This window comes from Proteinivorax hydrogeniformans, assembly GCF_040515995.1.
GTDB classification, from domain to species: domain Bacteria; phylum Bacillota; class Proteinivoracia; order Proteinivoracales; family Proteinivoracaceae; genus Proteinivorax; species Proteinivorax hydrogeniformans.
Genome location: NZ_CP159485.1, coordinates 1411307 through 1430445, shown reverse-complemented (window position 1 = coordinate 1430445; position 19139 = coordinate 1411307). Strand labels below are relative to the sequence as shown.

Annotated in this window: 19 protein-coding genes; all 19 read left to right on the top strand. The window is 35.2% G+C overall.

The annotated features are described in order from the left end of the window. The first annotated feature begins 63 nt into the window (after positions 1 to 63). The 19 genes from rimO (at position 64) to PRVXH_RS06645 (ending at position 19116) form a co-directional block, all read left to right on the top strand. A complete protein-coding gene (rimO, locus tag PRVXH_RS06735) occupies positions 64 to 1401 on the top strand; it encodes a 30S ribosomal protein S12 methylthiotransferase RimO (RefSeq protein ID WP_353892024.1) in 1338 nt (445 codons plus the stop codon). Then, positions 1385 to 1963 (top strand): CDP-diacylglycerol--glycerol-3-phosphate 3-phosphatidyltransferase, encoded by a 579-nt coding sequence (gene pgsA / locus PRVXH_RS06730; RefSeq protein WP_353892023.1) that lies wholly within the window; start codon positions 1385 to 1387, stop codon positions 1961 to 1963. The genes rimO and pgsA overlap by 17 nt, the downstream gene beginning before the upstream one ends. A 91-nt stretch (positions 1964 to 2054) precedes the next feature. Next, a complete protein-coding gene (locus PRVXH_RS06725) occupies positions 2055 to 2573 on the top strand; it encodes a hypothetical protein (RefSeq protein WP_353892022.1) in 519 nt (172 codons plus the stop codon). Continuing rightward, a complete protein-coding gene (locus PRVXH_RS06720) occupies positions 2563 to 4059 on the top strand; it encodes an AAA family ATPase (protein WP_353892021.1) in 1497 nt (498 codons plus the stop codon). The genes PRVXH_RS06725 and PRVXH_RS06720 overlap by 11 nt, the downstream gene beginning before the upstream one ends. A 197-nt stretch (positions 4060 to 4256) precedes the next feature. Beyond that, positions 4257 to 5486 carry a competence/damage-inducible protein A gene (locus PRVXH_RS06715; protein WP_353892020.1) on the top strand — a complete coding sequence of 410 codons (1230 nt, stop codon included), beginning with the start codon at positions 4257 to 4259 and terminating at the stop codon, positions 5484 to 5486. Positions 5487 to 5503: 17 nt separating this feature from the next. Continuing rightward, complete coding sequence (locus PRVXH_RS06710; protein WP_353892019.1) at positions 5504 to 6910, top strand: metallophosphoesterase; 1407 nt, start codon at positions 5504 to 5506, stop codon at positions 6908 to 6910. Between the two features lie 54 nt (positions 6911 to 6964). Beyond that, a complete protein-coding gene (gene recA / locus PRVXH_RS06705; protein ID WP_353892018.1) occupies positions 6965 to 7984 on the top strand; it encodes a recombinase RecA in 1020 nt (339 codons plus the stop codon). 95 nt (positions 7985 to 8079) lie between these two features. After that, the gene (locus PRVXH_RS06700) at positions 8080 to 8514 is read left to right on the top strand and encodes a regulatory protein RecX (RefSeq protein ID WP_353892017.1); all 435 of its coding nucleotides are present in this window, start codon (positions 8080 to 8082) and stop codon (positions 8512 to 8514) included. A gap of 4 nt (positions 8515 to 8518) precedes the next feature. After that, positions 8519 to 9499, top strand: coding sequence for a metallophosphoesterase (locus tag PRVXH_RS06695; RefSeq protein ID WP_353892016.1), 981 nt, complete (start codon positions 8519 to 8521; stop codon positions 9497 to 9499). Between the two features lie 26 nt (positions 9500 to 9525). Beyond that, the gene (locus tag PRVXH_RS06690) at positions 9526 to 10971 is read left to right on the top strand and encodes an AAA family ATPase (protein WP_353892015.1); all 1446 of its coding nucleotides are present in this window, start codon (positions 9526 to 9528) and stop codon (positions 10969 to 10971) included. 2 nt (positions 10972 to 10973) lie between these two features. Continuing rightward, positions 10974 to 11216 carry a hypothetical protein gene (locus PRVXH_RS06685; protein WP_353892014.1) on the top strand — a complete coding sequence of 81 codons (243 nt, stop codon included), beginning with the start codon at positions 10974 to 10976 and terminating at the stop codon, positions 11214 to 11216. A 12-nt stretch (positions 11217 to 11228) separates the two neighbouring features. Continuing rightward, positions 11229 to 11906: an ATPase gene (locus PRVXH_RS06680; protein WP_353892013.1), complete on the top strand. Its 678-nt coding sequence runs from the start codon at positions 11229 to 11231 to the stop codon at positions 11904 to 11906. A gap of 121 nt (positions 11907 to 12027) precedes the next feature. Beyond that, positions 12028 to 13572, top strand: coding sequence for a ribonuclease Y (rny, locus tag PRVXH_RS06675; RefSeq protein WP_353892012.1), 1545 nt, complete (start codon positions 12028 to 12030; stop codon positions 13570 to 13572). Between the two features lie 47 nt (positions 13573 to 13619). After that, positions 13620 to 14378 (top strand): TIGR00282 family metallophosphoesterase, encoded by a 759-nt coding sequence (locus PRVXH_RS06670; protein ID WP_353894518.1) that lies wholly within the window; start codon positions 13620 to 13622, stop codon positions 14376 to 14378. A gap of 103 nt (positions 14379 to 14481) precedes the next feature. Beyond that, complete coding sequence (gene spoVS, locus PRVXH_RS06665) at positions 14482 to 14742, top strand: stage V sporulation protein SpoVS (RefSeq protein WP_350345037.1); 261 nt, start codon at positions 14482 to 14484, stop codon at positions 14740 to 14742. 200 nt (positions 14743 to 14942) lie between these two features. After that, positions 14943 to 15887 carry a dipeptidase gene (locus PRVXH_RS06660; RefSeq protein WP_353894517.1) on the top strand — a complete coding sequence of 315 codons (945 nt, stop codon included), beginning with the start codon at positions 14943 to 14945 and terminating at the stop codon, positions 15885 to 15887. A 17-nt stretch (positions 15888 to 15904) separates the two neighbouring features. Then, positions 15905 to 16720, top strand: a complete 816-nt coding sequence (locus PRVXH_RS06655) for a PHP domain-containing protein (protein ID WP_353894516.1) — start codon at positions 15905 to 15907, stop codon at positions 16718 to 16720. Beyond that, positions 16707 to 17720, top strand: coding sequence for a GntR family transcriptional regulator (locus tag PRVXH_RS06650; protein ID WP_353894515.1), 1014 nt, complete (start codon positions 16707 to 16709; stop codon positions 17718 to 17720). The genes PRVXH_RS06655 and PRVXH_RS06650 overlap by 14 nt, the downstream gene beginning before the upstream one ends. A gap of 52 nt (positions 17721 to 17772) precedes the next feature. Next, entirely contained in the window at positions 17773 to 19116 is a 1344-nt protein-coding gene (locus PRVXH_RS06645; RefSeq protein ID WP_353894514.1) for a VanW family protein, read from the top strand. Positions 19117 to 19139 lie beyond the last annotated feature (23 nt).

Sequence of the window (19139 nt, the reverse complement as noted above, 5' to 3'; positions counted from 1 at the left end):
TTATTTTTGACAACAAATGACAAACTGTATTATACTTAAGATGGTTAAGAAGGAGGAACAGACATGATAAATATCGCAACAGTTAGCTTAGGATGCCCAAAAAATACAGTAGATTCAGAAGTTATGCTGGGAAAGCTTGGAGAAAAAGGGTTTAATATAACTAATGAACCAGAAATCGCAGAAGTAATTATCATTAACACTTGTGGATTTATTGAATCAGCAAAAAAAGAATCTATAGACACCATATTAGAGTTTGCAAAATATAAGGAAAACAAGTGTCAAGTTTTAGTTGTAACTGGGTGTCTTGTCCAAAGATATAAAGAGGAATTAAAAGAAGAAATACCTGAGATTGACGGGATTATGGGCACTGGAGAATATGAAAAAATAGCAGATTGTATAGATGCAGGCCTTGAAGGTACTAATTTTGATCGAACTGAAAAACTGGATTATTTATACGATCATACAACGCCCAGGATGTTATCTACCCCTAAACACACTGCATATGTAAAGATCGCCGAAGGGTGTGACAATCACTGTACTTATTGCATCATTCCTAAACTACGAGGAGGATATCGAAGTAGACCGATTGAATCTATCGTAGAGGAAGTAGAAAACCTTGTAAAAGGCGGGGTGAAGGAAGTTATTTTAGTTGCTCAGGATACCACCGTTTATGGAATGGATATCTACGGAGAGTATAAATTAGCAGACCTTCTGACAAAACTAAACTCTGTGGATAAACTTAGGTGGATTAGGGTAATGTACTGTTATCCAACATATCTATCTGATACACTTTTAGAAACCTTCTCAAAATTGGACAAAGTAGTGAAATATATTGACCTTCCACTTCAGCATGGAGACGATCAGATTCTTAAAAAAATGGGAAGAAAAGAGAAAGTCAGTGAACTAAAAGGCTTAGTCAAAAAAATTCGTTCATATATGCCCGATGTAGCTATTAGGACTTCTTTGATAGTAGGTTTTCCCGGTGAAACCGATGAAAACTTTGAAAACCTTATGGAGTTTGTAAAAACTATTAAACTCGATAGGGTAGGAGTTTTTACTTACTCATCAGAAGAAGGAACCCCTGCTCATACTTATCCAAATAAGGTTTCAAAAAGAAAGAAAGTTTTAAGACAACACAGACTAATGAAAGCTCAAAGAAAAATTTCAAAAGAAATTAACGAAAAATGGGTTGGTCAAACTATCGACGTTCTGATAGAGTCCATAGACAACGGTAACCTAATTGGTCGCTCCTTTAGGGATTCACCACAAATAGATGGAAATATTATCATACCTAAGAAAGGTAGGGGCAATGAACTAATTGGCGAAATTTTTCCAGTAAAGATTACCGAAGCTTTTGATTATGATTTATTGGGGGAGTTTGATTATGAATCTAGCAAATAAAATAACCGTAGCGAGAATTTTTCTAGCACCACTTTTTATACTAATTTTATCCGGGGTTAAATATGGCGAGTTTGCAGCTGCCTTTTTCTTTATCTTAGCTGCTAGCACCGATGGGCTAGATGGCTATATAGCTAGAAAAAGAAAACAAGTTACAACCTTTGGTAAGTTTTTAGATCCATTAGCAGATAAACTTCTAATAACGGCAGCGCTCTTTGCCCTAGTAGGTTTAGGGAGTATAGGTCCTCTGATAGGCTTTATTATTGTCAGCCGCGAGTTTGCAGTAACAGGCCTTAGAGTTATTGCTGCTGGTGAAGGGATAGTAATTTCTGCAAGCAAGTGGGGAAAACTTAAAACAATTAGCCAAATTGTAGCAATTAGCGCCTTAACTATAGATGCTGGTGTAAAAGCACATGCGTCATTTGCTTCTACTTGGCTGGTGCGCATGCCGGTTGAGTTTATAGCACAGTTTTCGTTAATTATAGCTATACTACTAACTGTCTTTTCAGGCATCGATTATTTTTATAAAAACAAAGAAGTGTTACTAAAAGGTGGCTTTAAATAAGCCACCTTTTTTTGCATTTTTTAACATATCAATTCTAAGATGGACTGTGTTATACTGATGTTATGTAAACTAAAGAAGGGAGGTAACTAACATGAAGATTAGATGGCAGGTGGTTTTAGTTGTGGCTGTGTTAAGTGTTGCTGTGTTTTTTATAGGAAATAGATTGTACCGAGACTACACTATCTATACTCCTCTAGAAGAGCTTTTAGAAAACGATGAGAGTATAGTAAAATATAACCACAGCAAACAAAATGATTTGCATATAATCCAGTTAGAGTTAGAAGAATCTGTTGAGCTATATAGTTTCCATACTAAAATTGACCTAGAGTTAACTGATGTTTTAGGTAAAGACTTTATAGTTAAATATAACTTTGAAGCTCCAAAGAAAGAAAATCTCTATAATATATATTGGAAGGCGGAGCTTGCCTTACAAGATGCAGTTAACAATGGTAGTTACCTTCAGACTATGAAATATTTAGATGAGCTTTTAGAAGAGGGTAGCTATTTTTTTGACTTAAAAAACAATTGGACTTATTACAGTTGGAACCTAGGAGACTATGAGTACAGTAATGTTATTTATGTAGGAGAGGAGGGGGAAGATGGTAATTAAAGAACTTGTTGTTGGTACTTCGATAGCAACTGTGATTGTTCTATCTTTTTATGGCATAAATGTTTTTCCTGTAGTTTTAATTGCCAGTGTTTTACTATTTCTAATCTTTAGAAATGAAATAGTGGACAAAGTAGAGTCGCTAAACAACAAAGGAAAAGGCCATAAAAATATTAGTCAAATTAGTTTCGATGAAATTGGAGGGCAACTTTCTGCAAAGAATGAATTAATTGAAGCCTTAGACTTTATAGTCGATCGAGAAAAAGTTAAAAAGTTAGGAATAAGGCCATTAAAGGGAATTATACTAGCAGGACCTCCTGGCACGGGAAAGACGTTGCTAGCTAAAGCAGCTGCAAAATATACCGGCTCTGCATTTCTTTCAGCTTCTGGATCAGAGTTTGTTGAGATGTATGCCGGGGTTGGGGCAAAAAGAATAAGAAAACTATTTAAAGACGCTGTGACTAAGGCTAAAAAAGAAAACAAAAATTCTACACTGATTTTTATAGATGAGATTGATGTTCTCGGTGTCAAAAGAGGTTCAAACTCATCACATATGGAATATGACCAAACTCTTAACGAACTACTAGTTCAGATGGATGGTGTAAAGGTTAGTGATGAAGTACAGGTATTAATCATGGCCGCAACAAATCGTGTTGACATGCTAGATGATGCATTATTGCGACCAGGAAGGTTTGATCGCGTGGTAAATATTCCCCTTCCTTCAAAAACAGGCAGGGAAGAAATACTAAAAATACATTGTAAAAATAAACCTTTAGCCAAAGAGGTAAATATTGTAGAAATTGCTGAACAAACCTTTGGATTTTCAGGGGCGCACCTAGAAAATATAGCAAATGAAGCTGCAATTATGGCTATGCGAGATGGCAGCGCAGTAATTTTACAAAAGCATTTTACTACAGCTATAGAGAAAGTTATTATGGGTGAAAAAGTCGATAGAGTACCTTCAAAAGATGAACTTTTTAGGGTTGCTATCCATGAAGTAGGCCATGGATTTATAAGCGAATACTATGAAGAAAAATCCGTAGCTTCCATTACTATTGCTCCAAGGGGGCAGGCCATGGGATATATGCGCCAAACCAGCAAAGAACAATATATCCAAACAAAGAAAAATATTCTTAATAAGGTAGCTATGACTGTAGGTGGCGCAATGGCTGAGCAGGCTTTCTTTGGAGAGTTTAGCACAGGTGCAACTAATGATTTTAAGCAAGCTATTTCTCAATGTAAACAGTTAATCGATAGCGGCCTATCACATTTAGGAACCACTAATTGTGAAATGGTAGATTCAAACATGCTGCAAAAAGAAATATCTAACTTGATAGAAGAAGTCAAGCAAGAAACATTAAATGTTATTGAAAATAATAAAGAACTTATAAGTGAGATAGCTGATTTTGTTATCCAAAATGAAACAATAACAGGAGAGCAGCTAAGAGAAAAAATTGCAGCAAGCAATGATAGCACAGCTTTGTGTTAGACAATAGAGGTTATCGGCAAACTATGTCGATAACCTCTATAATTTTATGCCTTGTTTAAAGGAAAACTTGCAACTTTTAGAGAAAATAAAAAAAGAAGTATACCCTTTTGTAAATGTATAGAGATTAACAATATATAAGCGGGAACAATATGATTATAAGTCCATTTTCTTTTCTAGTAAAACGAGGAGTGATTATAGTGAAATCAGAGATAATAAATGTTGGCAGTGAAATACTTCTAGGTGATATTTTAAATACAAATGCAAAATATTTAAGCTCTAAACTAAATGAGTATGGTTTTAGCATATACTATCAGACTTCGGTGGGGGATAATGCAGACAGGTTAAAGTCCATACTCTCTTTAGCGTTAAATAGATCTGACTTTATTTTTGTCTCTGGAGGACTAGGGCCGACACAAGATGATATTACAAGAGAAGTAACAAGTGATCTTTTAGGGTTACCTTTAGAGCTTTGTGATGAGTTAGCTGAAGAAATTGGAAGTTTCTTTGAGGAAAGAGGTATAAAAATGCCACAAAACAATTTGCGGCAAGCTAAAGTCCCAAAAGGAGCTAAGATATTAAAAAATAGTAGTGGAACAGCACCTGGTTTACTTATAGAACAAAACAACAAAAATATTGTCTTGCTTCCGGGACCCCCTCATGAACTTAAAGCTGTTTTAGAAGAGTCATTATTACCACTTAAAATGTTTAGCTTAGCTAAACCCATTTTATCTACAACAGTTAAAACTTACGGCATCGGAGAATCTCAATTGGTTGAAGAAATTGAAGACATTCTTAATAATCAAACCAATCCAACTATCGCTCCCTTAGCTAAAGATGACGGAGTTCATCTGCGCTTAACTTATAAAGGCGACCACAAAAAAGCTAAAGAGCATTTCTCCAAATATAAAGACCTCTTAAATGAACGAGTAGGCAGTTATATTTGGGGATATGACAGTCAAGAGTTAAATGAAATCATTATTGATACTTGCATTGACAAAAAACTTAAAATTTCCACAGTGGAGTCCTGCACAGCGGGTGCCATAGCTTCCGTTTTAACTGATGTAAGCGGTAGCTCAAAGGTTTTCACAGGTGGGAACGTTGTTTATACGGAAGGCGCAAAAAAAGAATTTCTACAGTCACAAGAAGATATTAAAAACGGGGGTGTTGAACAAAACCTCACCGACAAACTAGCTGAAAGACTTTATCATAACACTGGCAGCGATGTCTGTATAGCCATCACCGGCGCTCTAGGACCTTCCTCCCCTCATGTTGATGTCTCTGTCGGAGAAATATATATATCCACACTTGTAATGAAGAATTTGAAATCCCATAAGTTTAAATTTAAAGGAAGTAGGGAAACAATAAAAAAGAGAGCTGTGCTTTCCGCTCTATTTTGTATTTTAAAGGAGCTAAAAAAGACTAACTAATTGAGGGGATTTAAAAATTGTGGATAAAAAAACATAAAGATTTATTCCAAATAATCCTTCTAGCATTAATTGGGTCAATCATTATGGTCTCGTTGTTAAGCACAACATCATTTCAAGTTTTTGCTTTTGAAATTGATTTAGCAATACAAATCTTTGATAGGGGATATACCGAGGTAAATATCCCTCCAATCGGAACTGTTAGAGCCCAAACTCATATACCTCCACTTAAACTAGCTGTAAATTTGACCAATATTAATCTAGACGTTATGGAGGAAATTACAGATCCGGAAAAAACTGAAGAAATTATGGCATTAGTAATAGCGACAATAACTGAAAGATTTAGAGTGTTCATTGTTAGATTGTTAGTTTTAGCTACTTTAGGCGGGTGTCTTGCTGTAGGGGTTTTTTACAAAAAGCCCAAACATGTTCTTTTAGGTGGAGTAATAGGACTTGTTTTGATGGGGATTTTGATAGGTGTTACTTTTTCCACCTATGATGATAAAGCCTTTGAAAACCCTGAATTTGAAGGAATTCTCTACGCGGCCCCCTGGATGTTCGGTCTGCTAGAGGAAAGCTTTGAGAAACTTGAGGATTTTTCTCAACAATTAGAAATGCTTACCGTAAATTTGTACACTCTCTTTGAAAGTATACAGTATCTAGATCCTTTAGGGACAGTAGACGGTGATGTTAAGATCCTCCATGTATCAGATATTCATAATCATCCCGTAGCCTATGATTTTATTGGTCAGGTCATCAGGTCATTTAATGTTGATATGGTGGTGGATACAGGTGATATAACTGATTACGGCACTTCTTTGGAGGCTGAGCTTATATCTAAGCTTGATAATATTGACATACCTTACGTTATATCCCCAGGTAATCATGACTCCCCTGCAGTAATAGAGCGTTTACAGCAAATGGAGGATGTAATCGTTCTTGTAGATGATGTTGTAGATGTTAATGGGGTTGTAATTGCCGGTGTTGCCGACCCATCCTCGGAGTCTACAGCCATGGCAGTAGAACCTGATGAGGTTTATATACAACAGGTTGATAAGCTTAGACAAACAATTGAACAAAGCGGCAAAGAACCGTTAATTATAAATACTCACCACCCGTTAATATCACAAGAGCTACAGGGCGAGTACCCTTTACTTTTCCAAGGGCATACACATAGGCTGGAGGTAAATGCTGGGGATAATGATAGCATAATTATAAATCCAGGAAGTACAGGTGCATCTGGTATTCGGGGACTTCTTAGTAAAAACGAGGTTCCGTACAGCTTGGTTTTGATACACCTTAAACAAGACGGTGAAGCTAACTATAAAGTGGCAGCAATAGACTCTATAGACGTATTTAACCTTAGTTCTGGTTTTTCATTAAACAGGCAGTTAATATTAGATCAAACAGAAAATAACCTTGATTAAATCGAAAATATGTTCTATAATGGGGATAAGTTGAATTGTGGGGAGGAGTTACATATGGAAAAGAAAAAAGCATTAGATATGGCCTTACATCAAATTGAAAGGCAGTTTGGTAAAGGCTCTGTAATGAAGTTGGGTGAAAACACTAACTTTTCAGTTTCTACAGTACCATCAGGATGCCTCGACTTAGATATAGCATTAGGGACCGGAGGGTTTCCTAGAGGAAGAATTATAGAGATTTATGGTCCGGAATCTTCGGGAAAAACGACAGTTGCCTTACACGCTATAGCCGAAGCTCAAAAGATTGGTGGCACGGCAGCTTTTATCGATGCAGAGCATGCCTTAGATCCGGTTTATGCAAAAGCTTTAGGTGTTAATATTGATGAACTATACGTTTCTCAACCGGATACTGGAGAGCAAGCTTTAGAGATAGCTGAAGCTTTAGTAAGAAGTGGTGCTGTAGATATTGTAGTTGTTGACTCAGTTGCAGCTTTAGTACCTAAAGCCGAGATTGAAGGCGAAATGGGTGATTCTCATGTTGGACTACAAGCACGCCTGATGAGTCAAGCTTTACGTAAGCTATCAGGTGCCATTAGCAAGTCCAAAACAACAGCTATTTTTATAAACCAACTCCGTGAAAAGGTTGGTGTCATGTTTGGTAACCCAGAAACTACAACTGGTGGTAGAGCGCTTAAATTTTACTCCTCTGTCAGGTTAGATGTAAGAAGAATTGAGACGTTAAAGCAAGGTCAAGATATGGTTGGAAATAGGACAAGGGTAAAAATTGTTAAAAACAAACTAGCCCCTCCATTTAAAAAGGCAGAGTTTGATATAATGTACGGTGAAGGAATTTCAAAAGAAGGGTGCATATTAGACTTAGCTGCTGGTATAGATATTGTAAATAAAAGTGGTGCTTGGTATTCATTTGAAAAAGAGCGTTTAGGACAAGGTAGAGAAAATGCAAAGCAATATTTAAAAGAAAATACTGATATGTTAGAAACAATAGAAAAAATGATAAGGCAACACTACAACCTTCTAGTAGAGTCTAATGAAGAGGCGGATGCTAAAGAGGAGTAGAAAAAATCATTACAGCCCAGCACCTAGCGGTTAAAACGCCGGGTGGCTGGGCTTTTGTTAATACACTGGGTAATGAGTTAGGGGGAGTAATACTGATGAATAAAGCACAAAACATGGCTTTACGGTACTTATCATATAAACCAAGGACAAAAAAAGAACTTCAGGATTATCTAAGTAACAAAGGTATTTCTAGCTTGAATATCGAAGAAGTTGTACAAAAGCTAGAAGGATATGGATATATAAACGACGATGACTATGCAGTACAATTCATAAATTATCATGCGCAAAGCAAACTAAACGGGCCACAGAAAATAAGATTTGAGCTATTCAAAAGAGGGGTAGAAAATGATAAAGTAGACAAGGCTTTTGACTCATTAGATATTGATTTTTTTACCACTGCAAAAAGGTTAGTTGAGAAAAAGCAATCTAGTAACAAAACCTTTCAACAACTTTATGGGTTCCTTCGCCGTAGGGGCTTTAACCATAACCATTCTATGCAAGCAATTAAGTTTTTAGAAAAGGAAGATTGATAATATGAAGATTGTCTATATTACAGACACTCATTTTCGGGGTGGTGGACCTAGAAGTAGGACCGATGACTTTGTTAATACCTGTTACAATAAGCTAGATGAAGTGGTGAATTATTGTAATTTACACGAAGTTAACTTATTGTTACATGGTGGTGATTTTTTTGATAGACCTAACATTTCCCTTTCAGTTTTAGGGGAGATAGTAGGTATTTTACAAAAATGTAAATGCCCTATCATGGGGATAGCTGGTAACCATGACATTTATGGACATAATCCTAAAACACTTCCGCGTACAATGTTAGGGCTTATGTCTAAGCTAGGTATAATTGATCTATTAAGTCATGACGGTAAAATCGTTAACACAAAGGATGTTGGTGTTCAATTAACAGGGGCCAACTACATTTATGATTATGAAAGCAAAGAACAATATATTGTTAAAAAACAGTTTGATTGTGATTTTTCTATTCACCTTGTCCATGGTATGCTTTTGCCTAAAAAAAGTGTTCCTGTAGATAAAATGACCTTAGTTGAATCAATCAGCAACACAGAAGCTGACATAACTTTAGCTGGCCACTATCACCATGGATTTGGATGCGTAGACTACAATGGGAAAAAGTTTATAAACCCAGGATCATTACTAAGGGTTGATAATAGTTTGTCAGAGTTAAGTAGAAGCCCTCAGATGCTAGAAATACAATTAACCAAAGGTAAAGTACCTGAAATCAAATTTATACCAATTAAAGCTGCACAACGTGGTGACATAGTTTTAGATAGAAGCCAGCTAGAGGAAAAACAAATTCAAACTGATAAGCTAGATGATTTTCTAACAAACATAACGGACATAACATCTAATCAGCACGTCAGTGCTGAACAGATAATTAGTTTAATTGCAAACAATGAAGACATATCTCCAAAAGTAAAGGAAAAGGCCTTATCAATAGTCTCAACTGTTCAACAAAGCTTTAATGATAACGAAGATTTCTAGCAGTCTTTCAAAAGGAGGGAGGCTAAGTGTCAGTTATAAAATCAATACACCTTATTAACTTTCAATCTCATACAGATAGCAAACTAGAGTTTCATGATGGAGTCAATGTCATCACTGGCCCTTCAGATCAGGGCAAGTCTTCTATTATTAGGGCATTAAGGTGGGTTTTATATAATCAACCTAAAGGCGGAGATATTATACACCACGGACAAAATAAATGCTCGGTATCTGTTAAGCTAGACAATGGCACCGAAGTTACCCGTGTGCGTCAAAATAACTCCAATAAATACATCATTATTACTGATGGAAATAAAGCCGAGTACAGCGGTGTTAGTAATGAGGTCCTAAGAATAGTTCAGGCGGTTTTACATATAAGCCCCGTATTTTTAGATAAAGATCAAAAACCTGAAATTAATATCGCAAAACAGTTAGACCCACCATTTTTATTAAGTGGGTCGGGAAGTGTAAGGGCAAAGGCCATAGGCACCATAGTTGGAGTGCATTTTATCGATGCAGCTTCAAGAAACGTATCTTCAAATATAAAGGAAATAAATTCTAAATTAAATTATAAAGCAGAAGAGCTGCAATCAATAGACGAGCAGTTAGACAAGTATTCAAACTTAGAAAGACAAAAAATACAGATCGATAAAGCTAACAAGACTTATGAAGAAGTAGAAAATAAAATTAAAAGGCTTAAAGCCTTAAATTTGCTAAAAAAGAGATTATCTAGTCATAACAAAGCCATAGATGAGCTAGACGTCACCTTAGCAAAAACCAAACAGGTTAGTTCTGCATTAACTCTTATCCAACAAGCAGAAAATTATGGACATAGACTCTCAAGCCTTAACAGTATATCGACTAAATTATACGCTTGTAACCAAGGAATTAAAAGATCACTTACTTTTTTAGAGAAAGCTTCATTTGTTGATAAGGGTTTTAAAAAAACAAAAATGGCTCAAAACACTTTAGAGGATTTAAATTCCACTATAAAAGCAAAGAGTAAGCTAGATGCCGTAAATAAAGAAATGCTAGCCAGTCAAAAAATAATAGAAAAAACGAACGAACTACCTACCAACTTAGAAAAATTGCAGCAAGTAATATTTTTAAATGATAAGCTTGCTACCTTTAAGCAGCTTTACTCTAAACTTTCTGCATATAACCGAGAGCTTAAAAGCATCGAACAAAAACTATTTGATAAAGGTGTAGAAAAAGAAATAACACGAAAAATCAACTCTATCGAATTAAAGGTAGAAGAAAATAAAAAAGTCAAAGAAGTTTACGCTGAAATAAGGACAATAGAGTCTAGAAGAAATAAAGGAGCTAAATACCTATTAAACTTAAGTCATAAACATAAACTGTTAGTTAATGACCTTAATCGGCTGTTAAACTCTATAAACCATTGTCCTTTATGTGAACAAGACATACCGGATTCACAGAAAAACAAAATATTAAGCAAATGGAAAGAGGTGTAAAAATGTCTATATCAAATGAGATAAACAAACTTAAAAAAGACTTAGAAAAATTACAGGCTGACAGGTACAAAGCTGAAGCTAAAATGGATTCGTTAAAACAACAAAAAGAAGATTTGCTTAAGGAGATTCAAGAAATGGGTGTGGATCCTGATAACTTAGATGAAGAGATTAAAAGGTTAGAAAAAGAAGTTAGCAATTTAATTGCCGAAGTGAAAAAGATGATTCCCGAAGATTTAGTTAGGTAGGGGGCTATACTTATGGAAGAAAGTATAAAAATATTAAAAAGCTTACTTAACAAAGCAAATACTAAGATCGCCATTCTCGATGGGGAGAAAAGCCAGTTAACAAGACAAAAAAAATCAATAGAACAAAAAGTAAACAATTTAAAAGATGAAATGGATGTATATTCACAAGTGAGAGTTCTACTTAATAAGTCAGCGGACCATGGTAGAACCCAGGCTAAAGAGCAAATTGAGATTTTGGTAACGAACGCCTTACAGTTTATTTTTGATGAAAGCTATAGCTTTAAAATTGAATTTAAAGAAGTTAGAAATAGGGTAGAAGCTCACTTTTTTGTATGTTCGACCTATAACGGAAAGGAAGTTAAGACCAACCCAGAAGACTCAAGGGGAGGCGGAGTGGTGGATATCGTTTCGCTTGCGCTAAGAATTGCACTATTACAGACTTATCGTCCCATGTTAAAAGGTCCATTGGTACTTGATGAACCAGCAAAGCATGTCAGCGAAGATTACGTTGACAAAGTTGTAGAATTTTTAAATCATATAAGTAGTGGTTTTAATAGGCAAATCATCTTAATTACCCATAATCCTTATATAATGGAAGCTTCAGATAAATCTTTCCAGGTTGAGTTGAAAAATGGCATAAGTTCAGTACGGGAAGGTAACTTACTTGACACTATCTGTAAAAAAATATAAAATGTAAAGAGGTTATAATTTTTGTTAATGTTAATTTTGTGGGGGTTAATACTTACATAGTATTAGTTCTTGTGTAACCTGAAAGTTCGTAATATTTTTATAGTTTATTAAGGGGGTGAACATGATTTCAACTACACTATTTTGGATAATCATTCCCATAGCTTTGTTGATTGGCTTAGGGTTGGGTTATTTGATACGCAAACTCATCGCAGAAGCGAAAATTGCATCTGCTGAGCAAGCAGCAAAAAACATTGTTTCTGATGCTGAGCGTGAAGCAGAGGGCAAAAAGCGTGAGATGATTCTTGAAGCAAAAGAAGAGATACTAAAACTTCGTAGCGAGTTTGAAAAAGAATCAAAAGAGCGAAGAGTTGAAGTTCAAAGGCTGGAAAAAAGAGTAATGCAAAAAGAAGAGTCTTTGGATAGAAAGTCAGAAAGTGTTGAAAAAAGAGAAGAAAATTTAGCAAACAGAGAAAATGCAATTAAAAAGCAAGAGGAACAAGTAAGAAATGCTCAAAAAGAGCAGACTAAAGAGCTTGAAAGGATTTCTTCTTTAACTACTGACGAAGCTAAAGAGCAATTATTGTCACAAGTTGAAAAAGAGATACAGCACGAAATGGCAGTAATGATTAAAGAAGCTGAAAATCAGGCTAAAGATGAAGCTGAAAAGAAAGCAAATCGAATCATAGCAACTGCAATTCAACGGTGCGCTGCCGATCATGTTGCTGAAAGTACTGTTTCTGTAGTTCCTTTACCTAATGATGAGATGAAGGGACGAATAATCGGACGTGAAGGTAGAAACATAAGAGCACTTGAAACATTAACTGGCATAGATTTAATTATCGATGACACGCCAGAAGCTGTTATTTTATCAGGTTTTGATCCTGTTCGAAGAGAAATTGCAAGAGTAGCTTTAGAAAAGCTTATAGTTGACGGTAGAATTCATCCTGGACGTATTGAAGAAATGGTTAATAAGGCTAAAAAAGAGGTGGACAACCAGATTCGTGAAGAAGGGGAACAAGCCACTTTTGAAACTGGGGTACACGGCATCCATCCCGAACTTATTAAGCTATTAGGCAGGTTGAAATTCAGAACAAGTTATGGGCAGAACATATTAAAACACTCTTTAGAAGTTTCTCACTTAGCGGGAGTTATGGCTGCTGAATTAAACGCTGATATTAAGCTAGCTAAGCGGGGCGGTTTACTTCATGATATTGGAAAAGCAGTTGACCATGAAATGGAAGGTCCTCATGTTGCCATTGGTGCTGAGTTAGCTAAGAAGTACAAAGAGTCGAAAGAGGTTATACACGCTATTGCTGCTCACCATGGTGATATCGAACCTCAAACTGTTGAAGCTGTGATTGTACAAGCAGCAGACGCAATTTCTGCCGCAAGGCCAGGTGCTCGCAGGGAAACTCTAGAAAACTATATAAAACGTCTAGAAAATCTTGAGAACATCGCAGATTCTTTTGAAGGTGTAGAAAAGTCATTTGCCATACAAGCAGGTAGAGAAGTTAGAATAATGGTTAAGCCTGATCAAATTGATGATGCAATGGCATCTTCAATAGCTAGGGATATAACTAAGAAAATAGAAGATGAATTAGAATATCCTGGTCAAATAAAGGTTATCTTAATTAGAGAAACTAGAGTTGTTGAATATGCAAAATAAAGGGAGAAATCCCTTTATTTTTTTACACAAAATATGGAGGTACTGTAATGAAAATTATTTTTATTGGTGATATAGTAGGTAAGCCAGGGAGAAAAATTATAAAAACCCATTTACCAGAGATAATTGAAAAGTATGAACCTGACTTAATAATAGCAAACGGGGAAAATGCAGCTGGCGGCAAAGGGTTGAGCCAAAAAGCTTCTGACGAACTTTTTGAAGCTGGTATTGACATACTTACTATGGGAAACCATGTTTGGGATAAAAAAGAGATATTGAACTTTATCGAGGGTGATGATAGAATTGTACGTCCTGCAAACTACCCTACAGGAACACCTGGAAAAGGCTATACAAAGGTTACAATTGAAGGAAAAACTTTACTAATTGTAAATATTTCTGGTCTTGTCTATATGCCACCTCTTAGCTGTCCATTTAAGTGTATAGACGAAATGTTAGCTAGTAATGACTATGACTACAGTCTCTTAGATTTTCATGCTGAAGCAACTTCAGAAAAAATCGCAATGGGTTGGTATTTAGACGGTAAAGTAAATGCAGTAGTTGGTACTCACACTCATGTGCAAACTGCTGACCATCGAGCATTAGACAAAGGCACTTTATACATATCAGATGTTGGGATGACAGGACCTTATAATGCGATTTTAGGAGTAAAAAAGGAAGATGTTATTAACAAGTTTATTACTAAGATGCCTACAAGATTTAATGTGGAGCCTAATGGTCCTAAGCAATTAAATGCTGTTTTCTTAGATTTAAAGGCAAAATACATCTCACCAATCCAAATTGTTGATTAACCAAATATAGAAAAATTTTCAAAAAAAAGCAGGTATTTTTTCCCCGCCGTTGAATATATATTACAGAGTAATAACTAAATAACTACAGAGGGGGAAATATCTAGTGGAAGTATTAAAAGTATCAGCAAAATCAAACCCTAATTCAGTTGCAGGCGCTTTAGCCGGAGTTCTAAGAGAAAAAGGAGGAGCGGAGATACAAGCAATTGGTGCAGGAGCCTTAAACCAAGCTGTTAAGGCTGTAGCTATCGCAAGAGGCTTTGTAGCCCCTAGTGGAGTAGACCTAATTTGCATTCCTGCGTTCACCGATATCCAGATTGACGGAGAAGAGAGAACTGCTATTAAACTTATAGTAGAACCTCGTTAAGCAATAAAGACCTGTTTACTAAGGTAAGCAGGTCTTTATTTATGCTTAGTTTTTTAGTTATTTTACTAGAAGTTGTGGAACTTTTGTTACCCAAATGTTAAAATATTATAATATAAAGCTTAAAATCCACTATAAACAAAATAGTTAATTAAATTATAAAAAATTAGTTTCCTTTAAAAATTAATGAGGAGGAAAAAAATATGGACAAGCAATTTCCTGTTATTGATGGCCATTGTGACACCGCCTTACTTTTTGATAGTAAAGAGTATGATTTTTTTGGTCAAAACAAGAAGGGGCACATCGATTTTAATCGTTTAAAACAAGCAGACGTTAGGCTACAATTTTTTGCCGTGTTTGTAGACCCTCAACTACATCAGTTTAACGTTTTAGAAAAGGGTTTACAAAAAGTTAATCAAATTTTAAATGTAGCCGAAAGTCATGATGATATTTTTCTAGTAAGGGAAAAAAATGACTTAAACAAGTTACAAAAAGAAAAATTGGGGATATTAATTAGTGTAGAAGGAGGAGACGTTCTAGGTCAAAATATCGAGATGCTTGATATTTTCTATAGACTTGGCATGCGCTCTTTAACCCTCACATGGAGTAATAATAATTACATTGCTGATGGTATCGCGGATAAAAGAAACGGTGGCCTTACTAATTTTGGGATAGAAGTTATAGAAAGAATGGAAGAAAAAAATATCATTCTAGATGTATCCCATCTATCTGTTGCAGGTTTTTGGGATGTTGTAAACTGTTATAAAAAGCCAATAATAGCTTCGCATTCTAACTGTAAAACTGTTTATAATCACAAAAGAAGCTTAGATGATAAACAAATTAAAGCTATCGCCGAATGTAACGGTCTTGTTGGCGTTAACTTTGCCCCACATCAGCTCTCAGTGGCAGAAAACGCTGATCTTGATACAATAATACAGCATATAAAGTATTTAAAGAAAGTCGTTGGAACTAAATACATTGCCTTAGGCAGCGATTTTGATGGTGTTTCGCAACTACCTAAGGGAATTAACGATGTTTGTAGTTTTGACGACCTATTTTTAAAAATGCAAAAACATAAATTTACAGATAAGGAAATAGAGGATATATCTTATAATAATTATTATAGTTTTTTAAAATCAAATCTGTAGAAATTTTGGAGGCAATTATGGACTTACATATTCATTCAACTTGCTCAGATGGAGCTTTAACCCCTAATGAGATTGTAGTAAAATCCAAAGAAAAGAATTTAAAAATTATTTCAATAACTGACCATGATGAAATTTCAGCTTATAATTTAGCTAAACAAAAGGCTATACAATTAGGAATAAACTTAATTCCTGGCGTAGAGATAAACACCGAAGTAAATAAAAAGGAAGTTCATATATTGGGCTATGGCATAGATGTTGATGATAAAGGCTTAAATAGTGCATTGGAAAACCTTAGAAAGCAACGGGAAGGAAGAGTAAAAAAAATTGCCCAAAAATTAACTGAAGTAGGATATCCCCTAAGTTATGAAGATGTGGCAAGAGATGCGAAAGGTAAGTCTATAGGTAGAGTACACGTTGCTAAAGCCATGATTGAAAAAGGATATGTAACTAGCGTAAGAGAAGCGTTCGACAGCTTCTTAGCCTCTGGCCAAAAAGCATATGTTCCAAGGTACAAACTTAGCCCAAGCCAGGCTGTTGATTTAATTCACGAGGCAGGGGGAACTGCAGTGCTGGCACACCCTGTTCAGGTTAAAGACGATAATTTAGTAGGCAGATTAGCAAAAATCGTAGATGGCATAGAAGTGTACCATAGCGATCATACTCCAGATGATATAAAAAAATATTTGTCATATGCTCAAAAAAATAGTTTAATAGTGTCAGGGGGATCTGACTGTCATGGTGGGGCTAAGGGAATGAAAGCTTTGCTTGGAACTGTTTCTGTACCTGATAAATTTATTCAGTTTTGGGATAATTTTAACTGTGGGAGGGATTAACATAGAGTTTAAAATAGAAAAAAGTGCAAAAATTCCATTGTATGTTCAAGTTAAAAATAACATAAAGGAGTTAATTAAAAAGGGAAAGTGGAAACCAGGTGCCAAAATCCCAACTGAAAGAGAGTTATCTAAAGACCTTAATGTCAGCAGAAATACAGTAAGTGTAGCTTTTCAAGAACTTGAAAGTGAAGGATATTTAGCTTGCAAACAAGGGAAAGGTACTTTTGTAGCTGAAATCGATGAAGCTTTAAAAAAAGAGAGTAGAAAAGAACGTCTGCTTAAAATGATTGATATTACGTTAGATGAAGGCAGAGCTTTAGGTTTCTCCATTGATGAAATACTTGCTATCGCTTATGTAAGAGGAAGAGAAAAAAAAGAAATACTTCATAAAATTAAAGTGCTTTTTATAGAGTGCAACAAAGAACAAGGAGAGTATATATCAAAACAACTATCTGCTGATCTAAGCATCAGCGTTGAACCAATTGTACTTGATGACTTGGTATCTAATCCAGAAAAGTTTAATTTTCTAATTTCTCAGGCTAGTATTATTATCACTACATTTTTTCATATAGAACAAGTTAAGAAACTAAGTGAATTCGCTAACAAAAATATTATACCTATAGCATTGTCACCTCACCTTGAAACCATAGTTAAGATAGCTAGATTTCCTGCAGATCAAAAAGTGCTACTAGTGTGTAAATCTCAGACATTTTCAAGTAAAGTTGTTTCTAGTCTAAAAAGTGCTGGCATAACTCACCTAGAAATTGAAACTTTTATAAAAACAAAAGATAACGAAGAAGAGCTTGAAAGAAGGTTAGAGGACTATAAGTATATCATTACTTCCCCTGGGTATCAGAGCACATTATCTCAGATGATAAGTTTAAATAATCTGCAACAAGAAGTTTTAGAGTTTAACTTCAAGCCAGACCTAGCTTCAATTAATCTTTTAAAAAGCGCCATTTTAGAACAAAAAGACAAAAAAACTTCAATATCTTTATAATTGTCGTATAAATGTTTCACCTCCTTGATAAATAATAAAAGGAGGTGATTTTTTGTTAAATTATATTAAAACGCGTCCCTTAACCTTTTTTTTATTATCCACTTTAGTAATCTTGATAAGCGGTAGCTCAATTCATACGGCATTTTATAGAAATAACTACTTGCCGGGCACTTACATCAATAATATTTACGTCGGCAAAATGTCTGTAGAAGATAGCTTAGAAATGGTCAGTGAGAAATACTCACAAAAGGATTATATAACCATTAAACTTAAAGAACAAAGCTGGGATATCCCATTTGATTCGCTGTATTCTTTACAAACTGACACTTTAAATAATGCTTTAGTAGAGATTAAAGATAAACAAAGAACCCTAAGCCCCATAAGGTTTATTAACTTACTTTTAACTCATCAAAAGGAAGATGTGGTTTACGAATTAAACCCTGTCAATCTCGATACTCTTGATGATGAACTTAACAAAGTAGCTAAAGAAATTAGCGTTAAACCTATAAATGCAAGTATTTATATCGAAGATAAAAAGATAAAGACCACGGTCCACAAAAAAGGAGTCAAACTAAATAACAGTAAAACAGCCGAAGAGATAATAACTAACCTTCAGTCTGGTAAAGTTGTAACAGAAGTTATTATAGAAGAAATCCCGCCTGAAATCACTGAAGATATGCTTAGTGCGTTAAAAATTACAGATAAAGTGTCATCGGTTTCAAGCTCTTATGCTAATAGCGCAGATAATAGAATTTACAACGTAAAAAAAGCTGGTAACAAGGTCAAAAACCACCTTTTATGGCCAGGGGAAACTTTTTCCTTTAACGACGTGGTAGGGGAGGCCAATAAAGAGAATGGATATAAAGAGTCCACAATAATTATAAATAATCAATTTGTACCAGGTTATGGTGGCGGTGTATGTCAGGTTTCTTCCAACCTTTATAATGCTGCCTTAAAAGCTAACCTAAAAATAGTGGAGCGCCATAAACATGGAAGGCCAGTAAGCTATTTCGATGTTGGATGGGATGCAACAATTGCTTATCCGTACCTAGACCTTAAATTCAAAAATAACACCCCATTTGGTATTTTAATTGATATTGATTATACCGATACTGAAATTAGCACCTATATCTACAGCTTTCCTCCAGCGTTTCCTAAGGTTGAGTTAACTCAGACAGATTTTAAAGAAGTTGATTATAAAGTGGAATATGTAGAAAACTCTGATATAACTAAAGGCAAGAAAATTATTAAGTCAGAAGGTAAAAAGGGGTACAAAGTTACTACTTGGAGAAATATCCATTTATCTGACGGAACCGTTTATAAAGAAAAGTTATTTGAGGACTTTTATAAGCCTGTTTCAAAAATAGTAGAAAAGCACCCTATTGATATCCGCTGAGAATCTTAAAAAAATATCCTGTT